Raw genomic sequence first — 21291 nt, 5'->3', positions numbered from 1 at the left:
TGGCAGAATCAGGCCTGAAAGGGCATCATGGCGGCATGAATAGTTCTGATAATATTGATACATTGTTTGAGTTGAACCGGCAGTGGGCAACCTCGGTTGAAGAAGTCAGGCCCGGTTTTTTTTCCCGCTTGCTAACGCAGCAAAACCCCCAGTATTTATGGATCGGCTGTTCTGACAGCCGGGTTCCCGCCAATGAAATTGTCGGGCTGGAGTCTGGGGAGCTGTTTGTGCACCGTAACATTGCCAATGTGGTGGTGCATTCCGATCTGAATTGTCTTTCGGTCATGCAGTTTGCTTTGGAGCAGTTGCATGTCAAACACATCATGGTTGTTGGGCATTACCGTTGCAGTGGCGTGCATGCCGCTTTGCATGGCATCCGGATCGGGGTTTCGGACAATTGGCTGCGTCATGTGCAGGATGTGCGTGACCGCCATTGGGATTTGCTCAAGATGATTGAAGATCCGGTGCAGCAGCACAATGCCTTGTGCGAGTTGAATGTGCTGGAACAGGCTGTGCACGTGTGTGAATCGACTGTGGTGCAGGATGCATGGACGCGCGAACAGGCATTGACTGTGCATGGCTGGGTGTATGCGCTGCATAACGGCCTGATTCAGGATTTGCGGTTTGCCGTTTCTAATCCGCAACAGATGCAGTCTTCCTACGATGACGTGCTGGCACTGTTGCGCAAGCGATACGTTAAAGCCTGAATTGTGCGCCCTGCTTGTGTTTCGGTCTGATTGGCTGATCAGATGACTCGGCCATGGTAAATGTTGTGCGAAATCATCGACTATTTTCAATTGTGTGTTGATCAGGCATGATGTTAGCTTTGGCTATTGTGAGTTAAGAGTATGTCGAGCAAGTTCTGGAGTGATACGGTTAAGGTGCTTAATCCTTATGTGCCTGGGGAGCAGCCTCAGGGGGAACAGGTGATTAAGCTCAATACCAACGAGAATCCGTATCCTCCTTCACCTTTGGTTCAGCAGGCGCTGTTAAAGGCCATTGGCCCGGATGGGGCTGCGTTGCGCCTGTATCCTAATGCAGAATCCACCGGGGTCAGGGCCGAGCTGGCACGTTACCATCAGGTGTTGCCGGAACAGGTATTTCTGGGGAATGGTTCCGATGAGGTGCTGGGCCATGTTTTTCAGGGGCTGCTTAAACACAAGGACCCGGTACTGTTCCCGGATGTGACATACAGCTTTTACACCGTTTATTGCGGTCTGTTCGGGATTGAGTATGAAAAGATTCCGGTGACAGAGGATTATGAAGTCCACGTGGATGATTTTCTGCGCCCTGAGCGTCGTGCCAATGGCGGGATTGTGATTGTCAATCCGAATGCGCCTACAGGTATTGCTTTGCCTGTCAGTGAAATTACACGGCTGGTTGAGGGCAATCCGCAGTCCGTGGTGGTGGTGGACGAGGCCTACATTGATTATGGTGGCGAATCGGTTATTCCTCTGGTGCAAAAATACCCCAATCTGCTGGTGGTGCGTACATTTTCCAAATCGCGTGCCCTGGCCGGGTTGCGTATTGGTTATGCAGTCGGTGACCGTATGCTGATTGAGGCGCTGGAGCGGGTGAAAAACAGTTTTAACTCGTATCCGGTGGATTGTCTGGCGCAAGTGGCCGCGCTGGCTTCGATACAGGACAATGAATATTTTGAACAGCGTAAAAATGCGGTAATTGCCAGTCGGGATCAGTTGCGCCGCGATTTACAGCAACTGGGGTTTGTGGTGTTGCCCTCGGCAACCAATTTTATTTTTGCTTCACATCCCAAAATTCAGGCGGCTGCGTTGGCGGCAGAGTTGAAGCAGCGCAAAATTCTGGTCAGGCACTTTAAAGCACCTCGTATTGATCAATTTTTACGCATTTCGATTGGTACGCAGCAGGAGTGCGATGCTTTGGTGGCTGCATGCCGTGATATTGTGAAGTTCAGTGCCTGATTTTTCGGCTGACTTTGGAGGTTTTCCACGCCCTTGTGTCTGGCAGGGTTGCCATTGCCTGCCGTTATTCGTCCGGTAGTTATTTTTTAATTATGGGGTTGCCTGTCATCAGTTGCATTTCGAGAGACTTGCGGCATAATCAGAATAAAGAAAATAATCAAAAGACCTCACATAAAAAAGGAGCACAAACATGAAAATTTTATTACCTGTGGATGGAAGCCCGTTCACTCAGAAAATGCTGGAGTATGTGGTCTCCGCTACCGCTCCTTTCAACAAAGAGCATGAATTTGTGGTGATGACGGTCGTGACGCCACTGCTGCCACAGGCTGCAGGTATGTTGGGCAAAGAGGCGGTGGATGATTATTACCGCGAAACGGCGGATAAAGTGTTGCAGCCGGCCCTTAAAGTGCTTCAGGACAAGGGCTACAAACACAGTGGTGGTTTTAAGATCGGTTATGTCAGTGAGGCTTTGCCTGAGGAGGCGACTGAAGGCGGCTACGGTCTGGTGGTGATGGGCTCACACGGCCATGGCGCACTGGGTAACTTGGTTTTGGGCTCGGTCGCCAATGCCATGCTGTCAAAAACCAAAATTCCGGTGCTGCTGATTCGCTGACACTTGGCGGTTTCTGTTCATTAAAGCCTTTGCTGTTCATGCAAAGGCTTTTTTGTTTAAAGAGGTATGGTTTTGTGGTCCGTGGTGCCAGCCAGGGGCGGCAGGTCCGCTGGTAGGGCGGCTTGTTGCTGTGCGGCTTTCAATGAGATGGTGCCAAAGAGCGGCAGACCATCCTTGCCTTTGATCTCAATGCGCAGCGTATCCCCAGGCTGCAGATAGGGGGTAGATGCCTGTTGATGGTCGAGCTGCTCCCAGTGGCGCTTGAGTGCAATGGATGTATAACCTTTGGCTTTATCACTGTGCAGAACCGGTCCGGTACACAGAATTGTGCCTGCGGCAATGCGGTGCGCCTGACTGGCACAGGACAGCAGCTCACCGAATGAGAATGCGAGCGCATCATCTGTCGGACAACGGGCGATAACCTGGTTATTGAGGAATATGTCCAGGCGCAGGTGTGTTTTCCCCTGATGCCAGTTGTCTTGCAGTTCATCCGGCGTAATGACCACGGGGCTGAATACCGTCATGGGCTGGTTCTGAAAACCGGCATTTTCTGCCAGTTGCAGTGATGCGGATGCACTGTTTGTCACGATATGGGTGGCCAGCATCAACAGGCGCACACTCTCGGCGGCGGCTTCTGTGTGTATGTTGCATGCAATGTCATCGGTAATGCATGCCAGGCCGGCGCCAAAATCAGCATCGCGCTGCAATACATGGTCTGGGATGATGGTATTTTGTGTAACAAAGCTGTTGCTGCTGGCCGCGATGATTTGGGGGCAGGCCTGTTCATCCAGAACACGTGCGTACAGATTGCCAAATAGATAATCTGTCGGGCGCGGCAGCGGAGCCATGCACCGGGCAGGGTCAAAGTCAAAAGCGTGGGGTGCCTTGCCATGGTTGAGCTGCTGGTAGAGTTGCTCCAGTTGCGGGGCGACAAAGTTCCAGTCGTCCAGCAACTGCTGCATGCGTGTGGCAATGTTGCTGGCATAATGCGCCTGACTGAGGTTTTGTGAAACGACCACAAGCTGACCGTCGCGTGAACCATCCTGATAGGTTGCAAGTTTCATACAAAAATAGGGTTAAGCTGAAAAAACGGTTGAACGTGTATTATGTCTCTGAAGTCAAACAAGTGTGTACATCTGTCTACAATGGTGATGCACTGCCAGATGACATGGCGCCAGGGGGAGCAAACATGCCACATAACGGATTGTACAAAAAGGGGGGAACCCGTCGTGATTTCCTGTTAGGAGGGCTGTGCCTGCCGTTGTTGGGAGGTGCCTGCCCGGTATGGGCGCAACAGAGTGGTGCACCGCACTGGATGCCGTTGTCCAGAGCGGTTCTGGACTATGAGATGGATGGTTACTGGAATCGCCCGGTATCGGGTGAAGGGCGTATTGACTGGAAATATGACCGGGCCAGCTCGCTGTATGAGCTGGATTTGACCATTTCAGCCATGATGATGACGTTTTTATACGCAAGCCGTGGCACGGTTGACCCAGCCCAGGGGTTGATTCCTGTGAGTTACCGTGAAAAGCGCATTGGGCGTGACCGCACGGTGATGATTGACCATGCCGCCAGGGAAGTGCGGTTTAGCTGGAAGCCCCGGGAGGTGAAAGCCATGCCTGACGGGATTCAGGATGTGACCAGCGTGGTGATGCAGATGACTTTTCTGATGGCCAATGATCTGCAAAAAGCACAGGTCGGGCACAGGTTTAAATTCCCGGTAGCCCGGATGGGAGAGGTCAAGTTCTGGGACTTTGAGGTGATGGGGCATCCGGTGGTTGAAACCCGGCTTGGGCGTTATACAACATGGCAGGTCAGGCGTATTCCGCCGGATAACGTGGTGGACAACGATGTCAAAGTTGAATTCTGGCTGGCACCCGAGTTGTTTTATCTGCCGCTGAAAATGCTGTTTAACAAGAAGGATGAGGTGCAGTTGTGGGTTTCCTTGCAGAAGATCAGACAGGTGGCCGCCTGATTGCCGTGAATGGCACCGGAAACAGGTCTTGATGAAGGGGGCTTGAAAAATATGAAATTTCCCGCATTTAATGCTAAGGACATGAATCAAAGGAGCGGTTCAATGATGCAGTTGCTTTATAACTCTGAGAATTTCAGTGTCATTGCCGTGGCATTAACTGAGCAGAACCAGCCGCAGGAGGTGCAGCGGGGCGGCTATGAAATTGTCAATAAACTGACCGGCAAGGGAATTTATCTGGAAGGCGATCTGGCCAGAAAGTTTCAGCGGGAGGTACAACAGATTGCAGAGCAGTCTGATGAGCAGGGTGATCTGGAAGACTACCTGCAAAATTATGACGAATTGATGCACCGCGTGGTGCAAAATTAACCTCTGCCTGCCATTTATATCAGCATTGCCTGTGTAGGGTAGTGCTTTCGACTGTTTTTTAGGCGATAGCGGGTATCTGTGCCTAAATCTTCTAAAATAAAGCGTTTTCAAACAACCCCGATAGTGGCGCAAGGTATTCCAGCATGAACGTTCAGATCACACCCGGTATTCAGGTAGGCAATGCATTACCTTTTGTGCTTTTTGGCGGCATCAATGTGCTGGAGGATCTGGATTCAACTTTGCGGGCAGCACAGCACTATGTGAATGTGACCGGCAAGTTGAAAATTCCTTATGTGTTCAAGGCGTCATTCGATAAAGCCAACCGTTCGTCTTTGCATTCATACCGGGGCGTTGGCCTGCAGGAGGGCTTGCGGATTTTTGAACGGGTGAAGGCTGAATTCGGTGTGCCGGTGATCACGGACGTGCATGAAGTGGCACAGGCCAGCCAGGTAGCCGAAGTGGTTGATATTTTGCAGGTGCCGGCATTTCTGGCCCGGCAGACCGATCTGGTGCAGGCGATTGCCGAGACCGGACGGATTGTGAATGTGAAAAAACCGCAGTTCATGAGTCCGCCGCAGATCAAATACATTGTCGAGAAATGCCGTGAGGCCGGTAATGAGCGGGTGATTTTATGCGAGCGCGGCAGTTGTTTTGGTTATGACAACCTGGTGGTGGATATGCTGGGGTTTCGCCAGATGATGGAAGTTTCTTCCGGTTGCCCGGTGATTTTTGATGTGACGCACAGCCTGCAATACCGCGACCCGCAAGGGGCGGCTTCCGGTGGCCGCCGCAGGCAGGTTCTGGAGCTGGCGCGGGCCGCGATGGCGGTCGGTTTGGCCGGTTTGTTTCTGGAAGCGCATGAAGACCCGGACCATGCGCGTTGTGACGGCCCGAGTGCGTTGCCTTTGGCCATGCTGGAGCCTTTTTTGGCGCAGGTTAAAGCCGTGGACGATTTGGTGAAAGCGTTGCCCAAGCTGGATATTCGCTAAGCCATGTGTGCAGCTTGTGTTGATGCTGTATGCGCTGGTGAGTAGCGCTGACAGGGGATGCAGTAAAAAACGGGGCCGACAGGCCCCGTTTGCTTTGGTGTTGTTTTAAGTGTGATCAAAGGTCAGTGCGATACGCGTGCTGCTCCCCGGTCGGTGGTCAGAATTCTGACGCGGTCACCAACCTGGAATGTTTCTCCGCTGCTGGGTTCTTGCACAACAGCGCGGGTTGTGCCGCTGTCTTCACGAACGGTAATTTCCAGCGCCTGGGTGCGTGTGACGCGTTCTTCCGCTGTGCTGCCAAGCAGACCGCCGCCCAGTGCGCCAAGAACACCGCCTAAAATGGCCCAGCGGCCGTGCCCGCCATCAATCGTGCTGCCGGCCACACCGCCGATCACGGCGCCGCCGATTTTGCCCACACCGGAGTCAGTGCCTTCAACCGTGACGGTTCTAATGTCGGTAATGACGCCAGTGCGCACGGTCTGCGATCTGCGGGCTTCATCCCGCGAGTAAACATCGCCTGTCAGCGAGGAGGCGCACCCGGCTAAAACCAGGCACACCGTTACAATGGTGGTGGTTAACATGGATAGAATACGCATTTGAAGTCCTTTCTTGTATTTGATTTCATGGGCCAAGCATAGCCTACCAGCCCGGTACCTGTTGCCGGATTACAGCAAGGGGCATGCATTCATTTTAAGGCGAACTTTGCACAGGTGTTCAGCCAAGTATATAACGGTTATTTTCCGGTGGGAACATGCGGCGGCGTGACAGGCCTGGAAGTATCCACTGTTGTCAGCAGGGTGGAATGAATTGGACGGGGCAATTGACTATACGGAAAAAGCGGTAGCGGAAGGTTCGGCGCAGCCTGCTGTGCCTGATGGCCTGCCTGCACCACAACGGCACTGGGCGGTACTGGGCATCATGATGGGGTTGATGCTGTCGGTGATGGAGTCCACCATGGTGAATGTGGCTCTGCCAACGATTGCCCGTGAGCTCAATGTATCGGGCGCGGCTTCGGTGTGGATTGTCAATGCATACAATCTTTCGATTCTGGCCTTTCTGTTGCCGTGCGCCGCCTGGGGCGAGCGTATCGGCTTGCAGCGTGTTTTCCGTTTGGGCATGGCGGTTTTCATGTGTGCATCGCTGGGTTGCATGCTGTCGGACACATTGGTTCAGTTGTGCGTGTTCAAGGTTATTCAGGGCGTCGGGGCGGCTGCGATGATGAGCATGATGGGAGGGCTGACACGCTTCACCTACCCCTCGCATCTGTTTGGGCGGGGTATTGGCATCAATGCCATGACTGTGGCGGTTTCTTCTATGCTGGGGCCGCTGGTGTGTTCCCTGATTTTGTCGATTGCCAACTGGCACTGGTTGTTTTTCCTGAATATTCCGCTGTGCGTGTTTGCGCTGTATGTGACACGTCTCCTGCCGCAGACACCACGTAAGCACAAGCCTTTTGATTATGTCAGCGCCGTATTGTGTGCGTTTACGCTGTGCTTGTTTGTGTTTTCGGTGGATCATATTTACTCCCATTCGTTGCGTTCGGTTGCCGGTATGGCGGTCGCACTGGTGTGCGGTTATATTCTGGTGCGGCGTGTGCGTCACGAAGATCAGCCGCTGGTGCCGCTGGATCTGTTTCGCATCGAGCCTTTTGCTTTTGCGGTGATGGCATCTGCTTTTTCATTTGCCGGTTATATGGTGGCACTGGTGGCGCTGCCGTTCCATTTGCAGCTGTTTTTCGGGCTGACGCAGTTGCAGGCCGGGTATCTGCTGGGGGTGTGGCCGATTGGCTCGGGAATGATGGCGCTGGTTGCCGCGCGGCTGGCTGAGCGTTATTCGGCTTCTGTGCTGGCGGGAATTGGTGCTTCGGTCATGGGGTTTGCCATGCTCGGGCTGGCGTGTGTGCCGGCCTATACGCCGGTGCCTGTTCTGGCGGTATTTATCACGCTGGTTGGCGTGGGGTTTGGATTTTTTCAGATGCCTAACAACAAAGCCATGCTGTCTTCAGCGCCAAGGGAGCGCAGCGGCGCGGCCGGCGGTGTACAGGCAACCACCCGTGTGTTCAGCCAAAGCATGGGTGCAGCGCTGGTGGCTTTTGCGCTGGCTTTGCCAGTGTTGCAGACCACAACGATTGCATTGCTGTGTGGTTGCGCATGTACGTTGGCTGCGGTGGCGGTGAATGTCATTCGCTTTCGGGTGCAGCGCGCACCATAGTCTGTGCTGTCAGCCAGTGTGCGCGAGCGTTTTATTTGATGGACCTAACGAGCCTGGCGCAGCGCCAGGCCACCCACAGCCCGGCCAGGCAACAGGCGCACATAATGACCCAGGTCCATTGCCAACTGCCATGGTTGGCGTCTGCCAGCGCGCCGACCATTGGCGGGAGCAGAAACTGGCCGCTCGATGAAATCTGCTGCATCCAGCCGACCGTGGTGGAAATGGTGTTGCGATCAGGGGCCAGTTCAATGGCCAGCGAAAACAGGGTGCCTGGAATCAGTCCGCCCAGCGCTGAAAATACGATGACGGCAACAAACCTCAGCCAGGCCAGCCCGCTGAAGTGCAGGTTCAGCGTGGCAAAAGCAAACACCGAGCAAATGCCCATGGTGATAAAACCGATGGCCAGCAGTTTGGGGGCAGATCTGCCGCGGGCCAGCAGGTGCCCGGCCCAGACATTGCCGATGATATTGGCTGCGGCCACCGTAGCGGTCATGACGCCAACCAGTCCTGCAGGAATACCGGCCTGCACATAAATGGAAGGCAGGAAACCGACCACAGCCAGCCATTGACCCGAATACATGCCAAACGCGACAGCGATTAACCATGGGCCGGGGGATTTCAGTGTCAGGGCCAACCGCGTCTGGAGTCCGTTGAACAATGTCCAGATATGGGGGGCAGTATTAGGTGCGGATGTTTTGGCCGCAGGGACAGGCAGAAAACGATAAGCGCCACCAGCCATGAGCAGCGTCAGCAGGCCGAGTAAAAACCACCACGGGCGCCAGTTCAGCCAACTGATGACGATGGCTCCGGCCAGCAATGAAATTGCAGTGCCAAATGGCATATAGGCACCCCATAGGCCCAGCATTCTGGACAGTTCCCCTGGCGTTGTGAGCTGGCGTAACATGGCGGGGGCCGGCATTACAACCAGCAGAAAGCCCGCACCTTCCAGGCCGCGCAGCAACAGCAGTGTTGTGGCGCTGTCAGCGAATGTGCCCAACAGGCTGGTGAAGGCCAGAAGCCCCAGCCCGGCTACCATGCTGCGTTTAAGCCCCCAGCCTTCAACCATGGAACCAATCAGCAGCCCCAACAACATGCCTGCGAGCTGCACGATAGACAGCAAAAGGCCAGCCTGCATGTCCGTCAGCCCGAATTCGAGCCGCAGGACAGGCAGTGCCGGGCCAATTTTGGCAATGTGCAAAGCAGAGCAAACGCCTGCCAGAAGCACAACATAGGCGCAAGTAATGGGTTTCATGAAAATGACGCAGGTGCTGTCAAACACCTGTGGATTGACCGCAGACGGCTGGCAGTGCCTGCTATGATGCGTGTCATTGAAGAATATTGAAACACAACAAAGTATAGTGATTGTGCATCAAGCCGGATAGAGGTTGCTTGGCAGAGCGGGATTGTCGTATAGGTGCAGATGCTATCTGGAACTGGCAAGCTGTCAGGCAGGTAACTCAGGTATCATATGCTGAAAATTCTGCATAAAAAGGCAGGGGCCTGGTTGCTGTGTCTGGCATGGTCCCCATATGGAGAGAGATGCAGAGAAGGAGATAAGCGTTTCATGTTGAAGTACCACATTGTCCCGGTAACCCCTTTTGTTCAGAACTGCTCGATTGTCTGGTGCGATCAGACCCAGGCGGGCGCGGTCATTGATCCGGGTGGTGAATTGCCCAAGATTGAAGCTGCTGCACAGGAGCTTGGTGTGCGGCTGGAGCAGATCTGGATTACGCATGGGCATGTGGATCATGCTGCCGGTGCGGCCAAGATGTCGCGGGAACTGGATATTCCGATTTACGGCCCGCAGGAAGAAGACCTGTTCTGGATTGAGAAGCTGAAAGATCGGGCCATCAGCATGCCTGCTTTCAGAGAGGCCGAGCCGTTTATTCCGGCGCGCTGGCTGCATGATCTGGATCAGGTGCATATTGGCCAGGAAACACTGGAGGTCAGGCATTGCCCGGGGCATACGCCGGGGCATGTGGTGTTTCATGCCAAAGAGATTCGGCGGGCCTTTGTCGGTGATGTTCTGTTTGCCGGATCTATTGGCCGTACGGATTTTCCGCGCGGCAATTATGAGCAGCTCATCAGCAGTATCGTTGAGCGCCTGTGGCCGATGGGAGATGACACGGTGTTCATTTCGGGGCATGGCCCGGAGAGCTCTTTTGGGCAGGAACGCCAGACCAACCCGTTTGTCGGCGGGACCTGAGCGCCGCGCAACAAAACGTGGCCGGAATTATTCTGTCAGCAGTAAATAGATCAACGGGGCCTGCTCCATTTCCTCCGCGCGGCTGTTGACCGCAGCGACAATGGTGCATAGCCATTGCCTGATGGTGTTGCTGGCTTCTCCCATGTGAATGGCTCTTAAAAGAATGGATTCATCTTCTGCCAGGTGTGCCCGTGTCATGCCTTGTTCAGGAAAGCGCAGTCCGGAGAGGATGTCAATGCATGAATCGGGATTTTTCCCGCTGTAACCTTCAGCGTATTCAAAAGCCAGCGCGAAAGCATCCAGCAAATCATTGAGTGTTTGCAGGGCTTGCAGGTCAAGCGTGACGAGTCTGAGTTGTGCCATTTTGATGTGACCGGTTTGAAAAATTGAACGCCATCATGAAAACAGGCAGGGGGCCGGTAACACCAGCCATCCTGCCTGCAGACGTTTCAGCGTGATGCTGGATTAACGTCTTCCGCCTTGCCGACGGGCTTCTTCGTACAGAGGCATGACGTTCGGCAGGTTGAGCTTGAGGTCAGTGATGCGCTGGCTGTTCTGAGGATGGGTTCTCAGGAATGTAGGCGTATCGTTGCTGCCACCGGCACGGTCCATTTTCTCCCACAGGGAGATAGCGGCTTGCGGGTTGTAGCCGGCACGGGCGGCAATTTCCTGTCCGATGCGGTCAGCTTCGCTTTCATCGGAGCGGCTGAACTGCAGTGACATCAGTTGTGTGCCCAGGTTGACCAGATAGTCTGACGCCACATTGCCATCAACACCGGCAGCACTGGCGCCAAGAGACAGACCGGTATTGGTCAGTGCGGTTTTGTTGATTTGAGTGAGCGAATGCTCGCGCAGGGCGTGCACCATTTCATGGCCCATCACAATGGCGATTTCGTCATCGGTCAGTTTCAGGGAGTCAATCAGACCGGTGTAGAAAGCGATTTTGCCGCCAGGCATACAGAATGCATTCAACTCTTTGCTGCGGATCAGGCTGACCTGCCAGTTCCAGCTTTCAGCTTTCGGGTTGAAGCTGTAGGTATAGGGGATCAGTCGCTGTGCAATAGTTTGCAGTCGCTTGTTTTGTGCGTTGTTGGCAGGAACCAGTGCATTTTGCTTTTTGGCTTCTGTCAAAAGCTGTTGGTACTGGAGGTCTGCAGCCTGTTCAAGCTCATCAGCGGTGACAGCACCGGGAACGACGGCGCTCATTAAAGCAGAACCGCAACCGGCCAGGCCCAGGGCCAGCAAGGGGACTGTGATCAGCCATTTTTTGCATTGAAGCAGGCTTTTTTGGACAACGGACTGTTCCATAGTCGAATTCTCCTTGTAAAATCAAATAATGAGGGCTATTGTAATTTAGAATGTGTGAAGCACAAGGATTACTTGAAGGTGTTACATGCGTACCCGATAAAGGTATATCAATAATGTCGGTGATGGGTGTTTGGTCAACGAGGAGCGCGGAGTGAAGAGGTCTTACAAGCGGTGGCTGATCGGTATTGCGATTGTGGCGTGTGCGTTGTGGGCCGGAAGCTGCGCGACACGGATGATTGCCGACTCATCGCAGACACTGGTTTCCGAGCAGATTCTGGAAGATGTGACCCGGCTGGCCCAGCATGGCGACTGGTTTGTCACCCGAGGGGTGCATCATACGGATAATTTTGTTGCGACTGTGACCAATGCGCCTTTGTCTCATGCGGCGATTTACGATGCGGAGCGCGGAGAGGTGATTGAGGCCGAAGGGGTTGGTATACATACAACACCGTTGGCGGAGTTTTTGGCCAAGTCGCAGCGGGTGCTGATTATCCGGCCGATGTGGGCTTCCGATAAAAACAGTGCTGAAGCGGTGGTACGCGCCAGAGAGTGGGTCGGCAAGGGGTATAACTTTACCGGTCTGGTCGGGTTGAATATGCCCGACAGGTATTACTGCACCCAGTTGGTGGTTGCCGCATACAAACCCGCTTGGGAGGGCCGGCCAGACAACCCGGTACCGCCGGTGATTCAACCTGCCCAGATGTACCACTGGGGCAAAATCATATACGACAGCGGGCCCTAGGCTAAACACATTAGTTTGATTGATACAAGTTGTGCGCTTGGCAGACCGGCGCAATTGAGGTGCTGGCTGCCATGGTGTTTCTATTGAATTTAAAATGTATGAATTTTGAGCGATCCTGCAACGGACCAAGGATGTTATTTTGAGTGAGCAGCAAACAAAAGGGTGGTGGCAGGTCTGGTCCGTGTATCTGCGTCCGGAAGCCTTACGGATGCTGTTTCTGGGGTTTTCGGCCGGTTTGCCGCTGCTGCTGGTGCTGGGGACGCTGACTCTGCGTTTATCGGAAGCCGGGGTGTCCCGTGCAAGCATTGGATACTTGAGCTGGGTAGCGCTGGCTTATGGGTTTAAATGGGTCTGGTCGCCTTTTGTGGATAGACTCCCCATCCCATTACTGACCTCGTGGCTGGGGCGGCGGCGCAGTTGGCTGCTGCTGGCGCAGGCAGGAATCATCGCGGGCCTGGTGGGCATGGCGCTGACCGATGTGCAGCAGGGGCTTGGGACATTGGTTGGTTTTGCGCTGCTGGTGGCGTTTTCATCGGCAACGCAGGATATTGCACTGGATGCCTATCGGATTGAGTCGGCTGAAAAAAAGGTGCAGGCAGCCCTTTCTGCGACTTATCAGGCCGGATACCGTCTGGCGATGATCTGGTCGGGGGCCGGTGCATTGTGGATTGCTGCCCGCGTGCAGCAGGGTGCTGCGGGGTATGACGCCTATGCATGGCAGGTGTCTTATCTGGTGATGGCCGCTTCGGTGCTGGTGGGTGTGCTGACGGTATTGCTGTCGCCGGAAAAAGTGCGGGTGGTGGCAACGCCATTACCACAGGATGTGCTGGGGCATCGACTCTCCATGTTGGAGCGGCTGGCGTATTGGGTCATGTCGGTGGTGGTTGCGCCGTTTGCCGATTTTCTGCGCCGCTACCGCTGGCAGGCGGTTATTATTCTGGCGCTGATTGCCGTTTATCGCATTTCAGATATTGTCATGGGCGTGATGAGCAACCCGTTTTATAACGAGATGGGGTATACCAAGGAACAGATTGCGGCGGTCAGCAAAGTGTTTGGTCTGATCATGACGCTGGTGGGTACCTTTATTGGTGGCGTCATGGTGATGCGTGCAGGGGTTTTTCGGATTTTAATGTTGGGCGCAGCGCTCAGCGCGGCCACCAATCTGTTGTTTGCATGGCTGGCGTGGCATGGGGATGGCTTGCAGGTGCTGGATATCAACCTGACCCTGTGGGGCTTGCATCTGGCGGTGAAAGGCAAGGTGGTTGCGCTGGTGGCGGTGATTTCAATGGATAACCTGAGCGGCGGGATTGCATCGGCGGCGTTTATCGGCTACCTGTCCAGCCTGACCAGTATCCAGTTTTCGGCCACGCAATATGCGTTGTTTTCATCATTGATGATGTTGATTCCGAAATTTATTGGCGGCTTCTCGGGGGTGTTTGTCGATCGCTTTCAGTACCCGACATTCTTTGTCTGCACGGCACTGCTGGGCCTGCCGGTGCTGGCACTGGTTTGGCTGGCAAGCCGGGTACACGAGCAAAGCAAACCGGTGCTGATTCAGAAAGCGCCGGATTGATGTGCTTCAGGGATGGGGTGTTTCACACAGCCTGAATGCCGGGGCAGTTGCCTGAGCGGCCAGCTGATCCAGTTGTACGCGTTGTTCCGGTGTGGCCTGCGCAATGCGCAACAACTGCCCGATCGGGTTAAGCGTCCAGGGCACAATGCGGGCTTCGGTGACATTTTTCTCGAGGATGGTTGACATCAAGCGGTCAGCATTGCTTCTTTCCCTGAATAGTCCCAGCGTCAGCCCTGGCTGATACTGGGGGCGGTTGCGGATGATTTCAGAGACGACTCCGAGCCCGGCCAGCTCTGCTTTTTTATTCTGTGCTTCCTCTTCAGATTCAAACGGGCCGATATACACTGCCCACGAGCTGGGTTCGGTCTGTACGCTCATTTCCCACATTTCATCAGGCAGGGCGGTGCTGACCAGTTGTTGCAACTGGCTGGATTGTGTGCCGCTCAACGGGCCGGTTTCAATGCAGACCAGGTCGGTACGTGGCGGTGTGGTTACAGTTGCGGGAGCCGGTGCAGGTGCAGCGGATGCCGTTTGTGTGGTGGCTGCAGGCGCTGAGGCCGGAAACGTGATGTTGCTGGCATTGGGCGCAGAGGAGGGGGCCGTGCGCAGTGCTTCGGGGCGAACCTGGTTGGTGATGCGTTGCGGCTCACGGTTTTCCATGCCGGGTTTTTCACCAAACCAGCCTTGCGTCCAGCCGTAAAAGGCGATATTGATAACCAGAACCACCAGAATCAGAAATCTCAACATGGACGTACGCTTACCTCGCCGCTGCTGATGGTTTTGAGGCCGTCAGCCGTTTTTATCAACAAATTGCCATGGAGATCAATACCGGCCCCCGTGCCCTGTATACCGTTTGATGTATACAGCCGGTTTCCCGCCAGCAGGTCTTTTTGTGCAAAGCTCTTTTGCCATGGGGCCAGTCCATGGGTGTTGAAATTGTACACGGCTTGTGCCACATGAGGCGCAACACATGCCAGCGCAGAAGGGGCATCCCAGCGCGGATCAAGCTGCTTCAGATATCCGGGCGGGGTATGGTATGTGCTTTGTTGTGGCGGCGGGTTGATGTTGATGCCAATGCCAATAACGGCATAACGTTGCCTGCCGTACAGAATGGTTTCTACGAGAATGCCAACCAACTTGTGCCACAGGTTCTGCCCGGTGTTCGGGTCGGGTTGCGCATACCAGATATCGTTTGGCCATTTGATTTTGAGCTTTTGCCCGATCGTATCCAATGCGTTGATCACCGCACATCCCAGCACCAGAGACAGGCCGTGCTGTTCCGGGTTGATAGGGGTGGTTAATGAAAACATCAGTGTATCGCCTGCCTGGGAGGCCCACGCCTTGCCCATGCGGCCACGGCCGGCGGTCTGGGTTTCTGCCACCAGCATGACCGGTGCAGTCTGCCCACTGCGGATGCGCTGCAGCAGCTGGGTATTGGTGGAGTCGGTCTGGCTGACAATGTCAATGGTGAAGTCAGGCCAGACAGGCTGAATCTGCTCCCATATGCTTTCTGCGGGCCAGTTGAATTTCATGGAGTGGTGCAAATGAATCAGTTGGTTTTGGAGCGCCCTTTAGGGGCCAGTAAAGTGCCGCGGCATTTCGGGCTGCCACACAGGCAGGCGTACTCGGCTTTGACTTTTTGTGTGTAACGCATATCCAGCACAAGGCCGTAATCATAGGTAATTTCTTCCCCGGGCTCAATAGGCCGCAGCGCATGAATGAAGATGCGCCCGTTTTCTTCGTGGGTTTCGCAATTCGGGGTGCAGGCATGGTTGATCCAGCGTGCAGAGTTGCCGTGAACGCCGCCGTCGATGACTTTACCGTCCTCACGCTGGAAGAAAAAAGTATGGTTAGGGTGCAACGGGTCATGCGGGTGGCGATTTTCAGCTTCCCGTGCACTGATGATTTCTCCCTTATACTCTATGACGCGTTCCCCCCGGGCAATTGGCCGGGTTGCAAAAACGCCCTTGCCATGCACTTTGGAATTTTGTACCCGAAGGCGTTGCCTGGGGGCTGGTGCCGGTTGTGCACCGTGCGGTTTTGAGGCTTCGGCCTGAGGAGCGGGGGGAATACACTTGCCTTTTGCAGAGCTTTTAACAGGGGGTTTGTCCACGATATAAGAAACCTGTAAATTGAATATATGCACATGCGTGCGCGTGTGCGTATGCGCGCGCGAGAGGAAAACTACAGTGTACCGTGTAAAACCGATACTGGGGCTGTAGTGGACGGATTGGTTATTTGGGGGTGCCTTCAGGTCAGGTGGATGAATGGCTGGGCGCATTTCCAATACGCAGGAATTTTTTTGACATGAGTGAAAAAACATTGGTCATTGCTGAAAAGCCTTCGGTGGCGCAGGATATTGTGCGCGCACTGACATCGGTAGCAGGCAAGTTTGACAAAAAAGATGATTATTATGAAGGCGAGCAGTATGTTGTGACTTCGGCCGTGGGGCATCTGGTCGAAATCAAGGCGCCTGAGGCTTATGAGGTTAAGCGCGGCAAATGGAGCTTTGCCAATTTGCCGGTCATTCCGCCTGAGTTTGCACTGGAGCCGGTGGCTAAAAGCAAAACCCGGCTGAATGCCATTGTCAAACTGATCAAGCGAAAAGACATCGGGCGGCTGATCAATGCGTGTGACGCGGGGCGGGAAGGGGAGCTGATTTTCCGTCTGATCGTGCAGTACGCCAAAGCAAAGCAACCCGTGCAAAGGCTGTGGCTGCAAAGTATGACGCCGCAGGCCATCCGGGATGGTTTTGAGCACCTTCGCAACGATGCACAGATGCAGCCTTTGGCAGCGGCAGCACGCAGCCGTTCGGAGGCCGACTGGCTGGTCGGCATCAATGGCACGCGTGCCATGACCGCATTCAACTCCCGCGACGGCGGGTTCTTTTTAACCACTGTCGGGCGGGTGCAAACGCCAACCTTGGCGGTTGTGGTTGAGCGGGAAGAGAAAATCCGGCAGTTTGTCGCACGCGATTATTGGGAAGTGCATGCCGTGTTTGGTGTCCAGGCGGGTGCTTATGCAGGCAAATGGTTCGACCCGGCGTGGAAAAAAGGTACTGATGAACATGCCAAGGCCGATCGCCTGTGGGAAAAATCGAAGGCCCAAGCCATTGCGGCGGCGGTGCAGGGGCGGCAGGGGACGGTCACAGAGGAAAGCAAACCCGCTTCCAAATCAAGTCCGCTGCTGTTTGACCTGACATCGCTGCAGCGGGAGGCGAACAGCAAGTTTGGCTTTTCGGCTAAAACAACATTGTCGCTGGCGCAAGCCTTGTATGAAAAGCATAAAGCGCTGACGTACCCCCGAACGGATTCGCGGGCGCTGCCGGAGGATTATCTGGCCGTTGTCAAGAAAACGCTGCAGGTGCTTGCAGAAAGCCATCAGTCTCATTTATCACCGTTTGCCCAGGAAGCATTGGCGAAAAATTATGTCAAACCAAGCAAACGGGTGTTTGACAACAGCAAAGTGTCAGATCACTTTGCCATCATTCCCACCCAGCAGATGCCAGGCGTGCTCTCCGAAGCCGAACGCAAGCTGTATGACCTGGTGGTGAGGCGGTTCATGGCGGTGTTTTTCCCGCCGGCAGAGTATCTGATCACGACACGTATCACGCAGGTGCTGGAGCACCGTTTCAAATCTGAAGGCAAGGTGCTGGTGCGTCCGGGCTGGCTGGCGATTTATGGCAAGGATGCCGATGTGGATGATGACAAAGGCGACGGCAATGGGAAATCGCTGGTGCCGGTGCAGCCCAATGAGCAGGTCCAGACGGAAGAAGTGGAAGTGAAAGACTTGCAGACCCGTCCGCCAGCACGTTTTTCTGAAGCGACTTTGCTGGGTGCCATGGAAGGGGCCGGTAAAACGGTCGATGATGAGGAGTTGCGCGCAGCCATGCAGGAAAAAGGGCTTGGAACTCCGGCGACCCGGGCGGCGATTATCGAAGGGCTGCTGAATGAAAAATACCTGCTGCGCGAAGGGCGCGAACTCATTCCTACTGCCAAGGCGTTTCAGTTGCTGACATTGTTGCGCGGCCTGGGGGTGGATGAGCTTTCTAAGCCGGAGTTGACCGGTGAATGGGAGCACAAGCTCGCGCAGATGGAAAAGGGGCAGTTAAGCCGCGAAGCGTTCATGAGCGAAATTGCCAAGATGACGCAGCACATCGTGCAAAAGGCCAAAGAATATGACCGGGACAGTGTGCCGGGCAATTATGCCACCTTGAAAACACCATGCCCGAATTGCGGCGGGGTTGTCAAAGAAAACTACCGCCGTTTTACCTGTACGGGTGCGGACGGCAATTCAGAAGGATGCGGATTTTCCATCAGCAAAATTCCGGGCGGGCGCAGTTTTGAGTTGGATGAGGTCGAGCAGCTTTTGCGTGACAAGCATATCGGCCCGTTGCAGGGGTTCCGCTCTAAAGCCGGCTGGCCTTTTGCGGCCGAACTGAAGCTGGTCAGAGACGATGAGATCAATAACTGGAAGCTGGAGTTTGACTTTGGCAACGATGATAAGAATGCCAATGGCGAATCTGCCGAGCTGGCCGATTTCAGCGGTATCAATTCATTAGGCGCATGTCCGAAATGCGGCGGCGGGGTTTATCCGTGGGGCAGCAATTATGTCTGTGAAAATGCGGTATCCACCGTCAAGCAGCCGAAACCGACATGCGATTTCAAGACCGGGCAGATCATTTTGCAGCAGCCGATAGCGCCGGAGCAGGTGACCAAATTGCTGGCAACCGGCAAAACGGATTTGCTGGAAGGGTTTGTCTCTAATAAAACGCGGCGTAAATTCAAGGCATACCTGGCATGGGACGCGAAAGCCGGCAAAGTGGGGTTTGAGTTTGAGCCGCGTGCAGGCGGTAAAGCCGGCGCTAAAACCGCAGCACGAAAAACAACGGTGGAAAAGGATGGAAAAACAGCCGTTGCTGCCAAAAAGCCGGCAGCCAAACGGGCCGCTAAAAAGCGTGCGTCATAGGCGGTCTGCCTGGGCTGTAGGCAGGGGTTTTATCGCTGCCAACCACCGGCCATGGAATTTGTTTTGACGAAGGTATTTCATTTTTGCCGGGTAACATACAAAAACAGCGCATTTCGCGCTGTTTTTTTGTCAGCGAGCGTATCTATTATGGGCGGTGCTGAATAGTGTGTGTGATTTTCCTTTTAATCCGGTAATACCCGAAGCCAAGCACAATGAACCAGATGGGGGTGACCAGCAGGGCCTGGCGGGTATCGGCTTCCAGCATTAAAAGCACAATGACAAAAGCAAAAAATGCCAGGCTGACCCAGGTCATCAGAATGCCGCCTGGCATTTTAAATAAAGATGCCGCGTGTTTTTCCGGCCGCTGACGGCGGAATACCAGATAGGAAACCAGGATGATCGACCAGACAAACATGAACAAGGTAGCCGATACAGTCGTGACAACGGTAAAGGCCGCCATGATGTTGGGCATGATGAAAATCAGTGTGGCCCCACACAAGAGGCAAATGCACGAGAACAGCAGCCCGGCTGCCGGGACAGCGTGGGCTGACAGGCGGCTGAATGCTTTGGGGGCAACGCCGGATGTTGCCAGGCTGTAGAGCATGCGGCTGGTTGAGTAGACACCACTGTTGGCTGACGAGGCGGCCGATGTCATGACAACAAAATTGATGACGCCGGCAGCAGCAGGCAGGCCAATGAGTGTGAACATTTCAACGAACGGGCTTTTATCTGCAATGATGCTAGACCATGGTGTCACGGCCATGATGGCTAGCAGCGCAAATATGTAAAAGAAAATGATGCGAAATGGAATCGAGTTGATGGCCCGCGGCAGTGTGGTTTCCGGGTCTTTGGTTTCGGCGGCTGTGGTGCCAACCAGTTCTATGCCCACAAATGCGAAAACAGCAATCTGGAAGCCGGCGAAGAACCCCATGACGCCTTTCGGAAACATACCGCCATGGGCCCAGATATTGGATACGGCAGCCTGTGTGCCTGACGGCGATGTGAATGCTGTTGCGACCAGAAAGATCCCCACCAGAATCAATGCGCAGATGGTGATGATTTTGATCATGGAGAACCAGAATTCGGTTTCTCCAAACAGCTTGACCGACAACAGGTTCAGGCACAGCAGCAACAGAATGGTCAGTATGGCGGGAATCCAGCCGGCAAGGTCTGGCCACCAGAACTGTGCATAACCGGCAATGGCAATCACGTCAGCAGTGCCGGTGACAATCCAGCAGAACCAGTATGTCCAGCCGGTGAAATAACCGGCCCAGGGGCCAAGCAGGTCAGAGGCAAAGTCGGTAAATGACCGATAGTGTAGGTTGGACAGCAGCAACTCACCCATGGCCCGCATGACAAAAAACAGAACAAATCCAATGATCATGTAGACAAAAACGATGGATGGGCCTGCCAGGCTGATGGTTTTGCCTGACCCCATGAAAAGCCCGGTACCAATGGCGCCGCTGATCGCAATCAGTTGGATGTGTCTGTTGCTCAGGTTTCTTTTAAGTTTGTTGGCAGGAGTGCTTTCACTGTGAAAATTATTGTCGTTATGTGCTGGCATGGCCGTGTCTCTAAGAAAATGTAAGCAGCTATTCTATGCCTGCGGGTGGCCCTGATGGCTTTTTATCGTGATTGGTAAGGTATGTCAGGCTGAAACATACGCAATGGTCTCGATATGTGAGACTTAATTGGCGTTAAACCAGACTACTGCATTGGCTACACTGCCTGTTCAAACCCGCTGGCGTAAGCCTCCAGTCCAATCTGAATGACGGTGGCGATTTCAGTGCCGACCTCTTCTTTGAATTCGGCTTCTGCTTGCGTGACCGCACGGGTGAATGCTTGCAACCACAACAGGCCGCTTTCAGTGTATTGAATCATTCTGGCCCTGCGGTCTCGCGCGTCCATGGTGCGTATCACAATGCCCCACGCTTCGCACTGGTCTACCAGATCATTCATCGCCTGTTTGCTCATATGTGCCTGCTGTGCCAGCTCGCTCAGCCGGGCGCCTTCGGGCGGCAGGTGACGTGTAATGTGGATGTGAGCGGCACTGACCTGCCCGCGAGCTGCCAGATTCGACAGCGCCAGGGGCACATCAATATCCCGCGCCATCAGCGAGATCACCCGCTGGTCAAAGCGTTGTAGGGCATACCCAAGCAGACGGCCCAAATGGGGTTGCTGCCAATAAGGTGTATGCAAGGCGGATGTGTGGGCAATTGGCATGAAAAATCATCCTGGTTGTTGAACGCTGGGTTCATTAAACATCAAAATAGTTTCTTTGTAAATGGTCATGTAAACTGACTAAAAAATTGATTTACTTTAAAGTACAAGCTGTTAAACTACTGTTCAAGCATACAGTTAATGCAAATTGAATCACCAGGTAACTATTTAGCGAAAGAA

21 protein-coding genes are annotated in these 21291 nt (G+C 54.1%); 11 read left to right on the top strand and 10 right to left on the bottom strand.

Annotation, left to right across the window (positions count from 1 at the left end):
- Positions 1-35: 35 nt before the first annotated feature.
- From AACY98_RS10875 to AACY98_RS10865, 3 genes are all read left to right on the top strand, one after another.
- The gene (locus tag AACY98_RS10875; RefSeq protein WP_126980313.1) at positions 36-707 is read left to right on the top strand and encodes a carbonic anhydrase; all 672 of its coding nucleotides are present in this window, start codon (positions 36-38) and stop codon (positions 705-707) included.
- Between the two features lie 141 nt (positions 708-848).
- Positions 849-1940, top strand: a complete 1092-nt coding sequence (gene hisC / locus AACY98_RS10870) for a histidinol-phosphate transaminase (RefSeq protein WP_339804949.1) — start codon at positions 849-851, stop codon at positions 1938-1940.
- A 190-nt stretch (positions 1941-2130) separates the two neighbouring features.
- The gene (locus tag AACY98_RS10865) at positions 2131-2553 is read left to right on the top strand and encodes a universal stress protein (RefSeq protein WP_126980315.1); all 423 of its coding nucleotides are present in this window, start codon (positions 2131-2133) and stop codon (positions 2551-2553) included.
- Positions 2554-2609: 56 nt separating this feature from the next.
- Here AACY98_RS10865 and AACY98_RS10860 read toward each other — a convergent pair whose 3' ends face one another.
- Positions 2610-3617, bottom strand: coding sequence for a fumarylacetoacetate hydrolase family protein (locus AACY98_RS10860; protein ID WP_339804946.1), 1008 nt, complete (start codon positions 3615-3617; stop codon positions 2610-2612).
- A 125-nt stretch (positions 3618-3742) separates the two neighbouring features.
- Between AACY98_RS10860 and AACY98_RS10855 the strand changes: the two genes are divergently transcribed.
- From AACY98_RS10855 to kdsA, 3 genes are all read left to right on the top strand, one after another.
- Complete coding sequence (locus AACY98_RS10855) at positions 3743-4528, top strand: DUF3108 domain-containing protein (RefSeq protein WP_339804944.1); 786 nt, start codon at positions 3743-3745, stop codon at positions 4526-4528.
- Positions 4529-4630: 102 nt separating this feature from the next.
- Positions 4631-4894, top strand: a complete 264-nt coding sequence (locus AACY98_RS10850) for a BTH_I0359 family protein (protein ID WP_162615321.1) — start codon at positions 4631-4633, stop codon at positions 4892-4894.
- Positions 4895-5037: 143 nt separating this feature from the next.
- Positions 5038-5883 carry a 3-deoxy-8-phosphooctulonate synthase gene (gene kdsA / locus AACY98_RS10845; RefSeq protein WP_339804942.1) on the top strand — a complete coding sequence of 282 codons (846 nt, stop codon included), beginning with the start codon at positions 5038-5040 and terminating at the stop codon, positions 5881-5883.
- Between the two features lie 122 nt (positions 5884-6005).
- Here kdsA and AACY98_RS10840 read toward each other — a convergent pair whose 3' ends face one another.
- Complete coding sequence (locus tag AACY98_RS10840) at positions 6006-6479, bottom strand: glycine zipper 2TM domain-containing protein (RefSeq protein WP_126980320.1); 474 nt, start codon at positions 6477-6479, stop codon at positions 6006-6008.
- A gap of 211 nt (positions 6480-6690) precedes the next feature.
- Here AACY98_RS10840 and AACY98_RS10835 point away from each other — a divergent pair, with 211 nt between their 5' ends.
- Positions 6691-8094 (top strand): MFS transporter, encoded by a 1404-nt coding sequence (locus tag AACY98_RS10835; RefSeq protein WP_339804939.1) that lies wholly within the window; start codon positions 6691-6693, stop codon positions 8092-8094.
- A gap of 31 nt (positions 8095-8125) precedes the next feature.
- On the opposite strand, the gene AACY98_RS10830 is transcribed toward AACY98_RS10835, so the two are convergent.
- Positions 8126-9346, bottom strand: coding sequence for a CynX/NimT family MFS transporter (locus tag AACY98_RS10830; protein WP_339804937.1), 1221 nt, complete (start codon positions 9344-9346; stop codon positions 8126-8128).
- 312 nt (positions 9347-9658) lie between these two features.
- On the opposite strand from AACY98_RS10830, the gene AACY98_RS10825 reads away from it, so the two are divergent.
- A complete protein-coding gene (locus AACY98_RS10825; RefSeq protein WP_339804935.1) occupies positions 9659-10300 on the top strand; it encodes an MBL fold metallo-hydrolase in 642 nt (213 codons plus the stop codon).
- Between the two features lie 27 nt (positions 10301-10327).
- On the opposite strand, the gene AACY98_RS10820 is transcribed toward AACY98_RS10825, so the two are convergent.
- A complete protein-coding gene (locus tag AACY98_RS10820; RefSeq protein ID WP_339804934.1) occupies positions 10328-10663 on the bottom strand; it encodes a barstar family protein in 336 nt (111 codons plus the stop codon).
- Positions 10664-10765: 102 nt separating this feature from the next.
- Entirely contained in the window at positions 10766-11608 is an 843-nt protein-coding gene (locus tag AACY98_RS10815; RefSeq protein WP_126980324.1) for a M48 family metalloprotease, read from the bottom strand.
- A gap of 151 nt (positions 11609-11759) precedes the next feature.
- On the opposite strand from AACY98_RS10815, the gene AACY98_RS10810 reads away from it, so the two are divergent.
- Positions 11760-12350, top strand: a complete 591-nt coding sequence (locus AACY98_RS10810) for a YiiX/YebB-like N1pC/P60 family cysteine hydrolase (RefSeq protein WP_339804930.1) — start codon at positions 11760-11762, stop codon at positions 12348-12350.
- A gap of 208 nt (positions 12351-12558) precedes the next feature.
- Positions 12559-13923 carry an AmpG family muropeptide MFS transporter gene (locus AACY98_RS10805; RefSeq protein ID WP_423817564.1) on the top strand — a complete coding sequence of 455 codons (1365 nt, stop codon included), beginning with the start codon at positions 12559-12561 and terminating at the stop codon, positions 13921-13923.
- A gap of 6 nt (positions 13924-13929) precedes the next feature.
- Here AACY98_RS10805 and AACY98_RS10800 read toward each other — a convergent pair whose 3' ends face one another.
- Genes AACY98_RS10800 through AACY98_RS10790 form a run of 3 tightly spaced genes read right to left on the bottom strand, consistent with a single transcriptional unit; the run spans position 13930 to position 15901 of the window.
- Complete coding sequence (locus AACY98_RS10800; RefSeq protein ID WP_339804926.1) at positions 13930-14670, bottom strand: SPOR domain-containing protein; 741 nt, start codon at positions 14668-14670, stop codon at positions 13930-13932.
- Entirely contained in the window at positions 14664-15455 is a 792-nt protein-coding gene (locus AACY98_RS10795; protein ID WP_339804923.1) for a biotin--[acetyl-CoA-carboxylase] ligase, read from the bottom strand. Before AACY98_RS10795 ends, AACY98_RS10800 begins: the two co-directional genes overlap by 7 nt.
- Positions 15456-15472: 17 nt before the next feature.
- On the bottom strand, positions 15473-15901 hold the full coding sequence (locus AACY98_RS10790) for an SET domain-containing protein (protein WP_339805216.1): 429 nt from the start codon (positions 15899-15901) through the stop codon (positions 15473-15475).
- Positions 15902-16230: 329 nt separating this feature from the next.
- Here AACY98_RS10790 and AACY98_RS10785 point away from each other — a divergent pair, with 329 nt between their 5' ends.
- The gene (locus AACY98_RS10785) at positions 16231-18891 is read left to right on the top strand and encodes a DNA topoisomerase III (RefSeq protein ID WP_339804921.1); all 2661 of its coding nucleotides are present in this window, start codon (positions 16231-16233) and stop codon (positions 18889-18891) included.
- A gap of 145 nt (positions 18892-19036) precedes the next feature.
- Here AACY98_RS10785 and cycA read toward each other — a convergent pair whose 3' ends face one another.
- Together cycA and AACY98_RS10775 are read right to left on the bottom strand one after the other, a co-directional pair.
- Positions 19037-20455, bottom strand: coding sequence for a D-serine/D-alanine/glycine transporter (gene cycA, locus AACY98_RS10780; RefSeq protein ID WP_339804919.1), 1419 nt, complete (start codon positions 20453-20455; stop codon positions 19037-19039).
- A gap of 155 nt (positions 20456-20610) precedes the next feature.
- A complete protein-coding gene (locus tag AACY98_RS10775; RefSeq protein WP_339804917.1) occupies positions 20611-21114 on the bottom strand; it encodes a MarR family winged helix-turn-helix transcriptional regulator in 504 nt (167 codons plus the stop codon).
- Between the last annotated feature and the right edge of the window lie 177 nt (positions 21115-21291).

It is taken from the genome of Saezia sanguinis, from assembly GCF_963921665.1.
Taxonomy (GTDB): Bacteria; Pseudomonadota; Gammaproteobacteria; order Burkholderiales; family Burkholderiaceae_C; genus Saezia; species Saezia sanguinis.
This window is presented reverse-complemented; position numbering and strand designations above follow the sequence as displayed.

Excerpts from the sequence above, each read along its gene's own strand:
- AACY98_RS10875 (WP_126980313.1), top strand. The coding sequence starts at position 36 with ATGAATAGTTCTGATAATATTGATACATTGTTTGAGTTGAACCGGCAG.
- hisC (WP_339804949.1), top strand. The coding sequence starts at position 849 with ATGTCGAGCAAGTTCTGGAGTGATACGGTTAAGGTGCTTAATCCTTAT.
- AACY98_RS10865 (WP_126980315.1), top strand. The coding sequence starts at position 2,131 with ATGAAAATTTTATTACCTGTGGATGGAAGCCCGTTCACTCAGAAAATG.
- AACY98_RS10860 (WP_339804946.1), bottom strand. The coding sequence starts at position 3,617 with ATGAAACTTGCAACCTATCAGGATGGTTCACGCGACGGTCAGCTTGTG.
- AACY98_RS10855 (WP_339804944.1), top strand. The coding sequence starts at position 3,743 with ATGCCACATAACGGATTGTACAAAAAGGGGGGAACCCGTCGTGATTTC.
- AACY98_RS10850 (WP_162615321.1), top strand. The coding sequence starts at position 4,631 with ATGATGCAGTTGCTTTATAACTCTGAGAATTTCAGTGTCATTGCCGTG.
- kdsA (WP_339804942.1), top strand. The coding sequence starts at position 5,038 with ATGAACGTTCAGATCACACCCGGTATTCAGGTAGGCAATGCATTACCT.
- AACY98_RS10840 (WP_126980320.1), bottom strand. The coding sequence starts at position 6,479 with ATGCGTATTCTATCCATGTTAACCACCACCATTGTAACGGTGTGCCTG.
- AACY98_RS10830 (WP_339804937.1), bottom strand. The coding sequence starts at position 9,346 with ATGAAACCCATTACTTGCGCCTATGTTGTGCTTCTGGCAGGCGTTTGC.
- AACY98_RS10825 (WP_339804935.1), top strand. The coding sequence starts at position 9,659 with ATGTTGAAGTACCACATTGTCCCGGTAACCCCTTTTGTTCAGAACTGC.
- AACY98_RS10820 (WP_339804934.1), bottom strand. The coding sequence starts at position 10,663 with ATGGCACAACTCAGACTCGTCACGCTTGACCTGCAAGCCCTGCAAACA.
- AACY98_RS10815 (WP_126980324.1), bottom strand. The coding sequence starts at position 11,608 with ATGGAACAGTCCGTTGTCCAAAAAAGCCTGCTTCAATGCAAAAAATGG.
- AACY98_RS10805 (WP_423817564.1), top strand. The coding sequence starts at position 12,559 with ATGCTGTTTCTGGGGTTTTCGGCCGGTTTGCCGCTGCTGCTGGTGCTG.
- AACY98_RS10800 (WP_339804926.1), bottom strand. The coding sequence starts at position 14,670 with ATGTTGAGATTTCTGATTCTGGTGGTTCTGGTTATCAATATCGCCTTT.
- AACY98_RS10795 (WP_339804923.1), bottom strand. The coding sequence starts at position 15,455 with ATGAAATTCAACTGGCCCGCAGAAAGCATATGGGAGCAGATTCAGCCT.
- AACY98_RS10785 (WP_339804921.1), top strand. The coding sequence starts at position 16,231 with ATGAGTGAAAAAACATTGGTCATTGCTGAAAAGCCTTCGGTGGCGCAG.
- cycA (WP_339804919.1), bottom strand. The coding sequence starts at position 20,455 with ATGCCAGCACATAACGACAATAATTTTCACAGTGAAAGCACTCCTGCC.
- AACY98_RS10775 (WP_339804917.1), bottom strand. The coding sequence starts at position 21,114 with ATGCCAATTGCCCACACATCCGCCTTGCATACACCTTATTGGCAGCAA.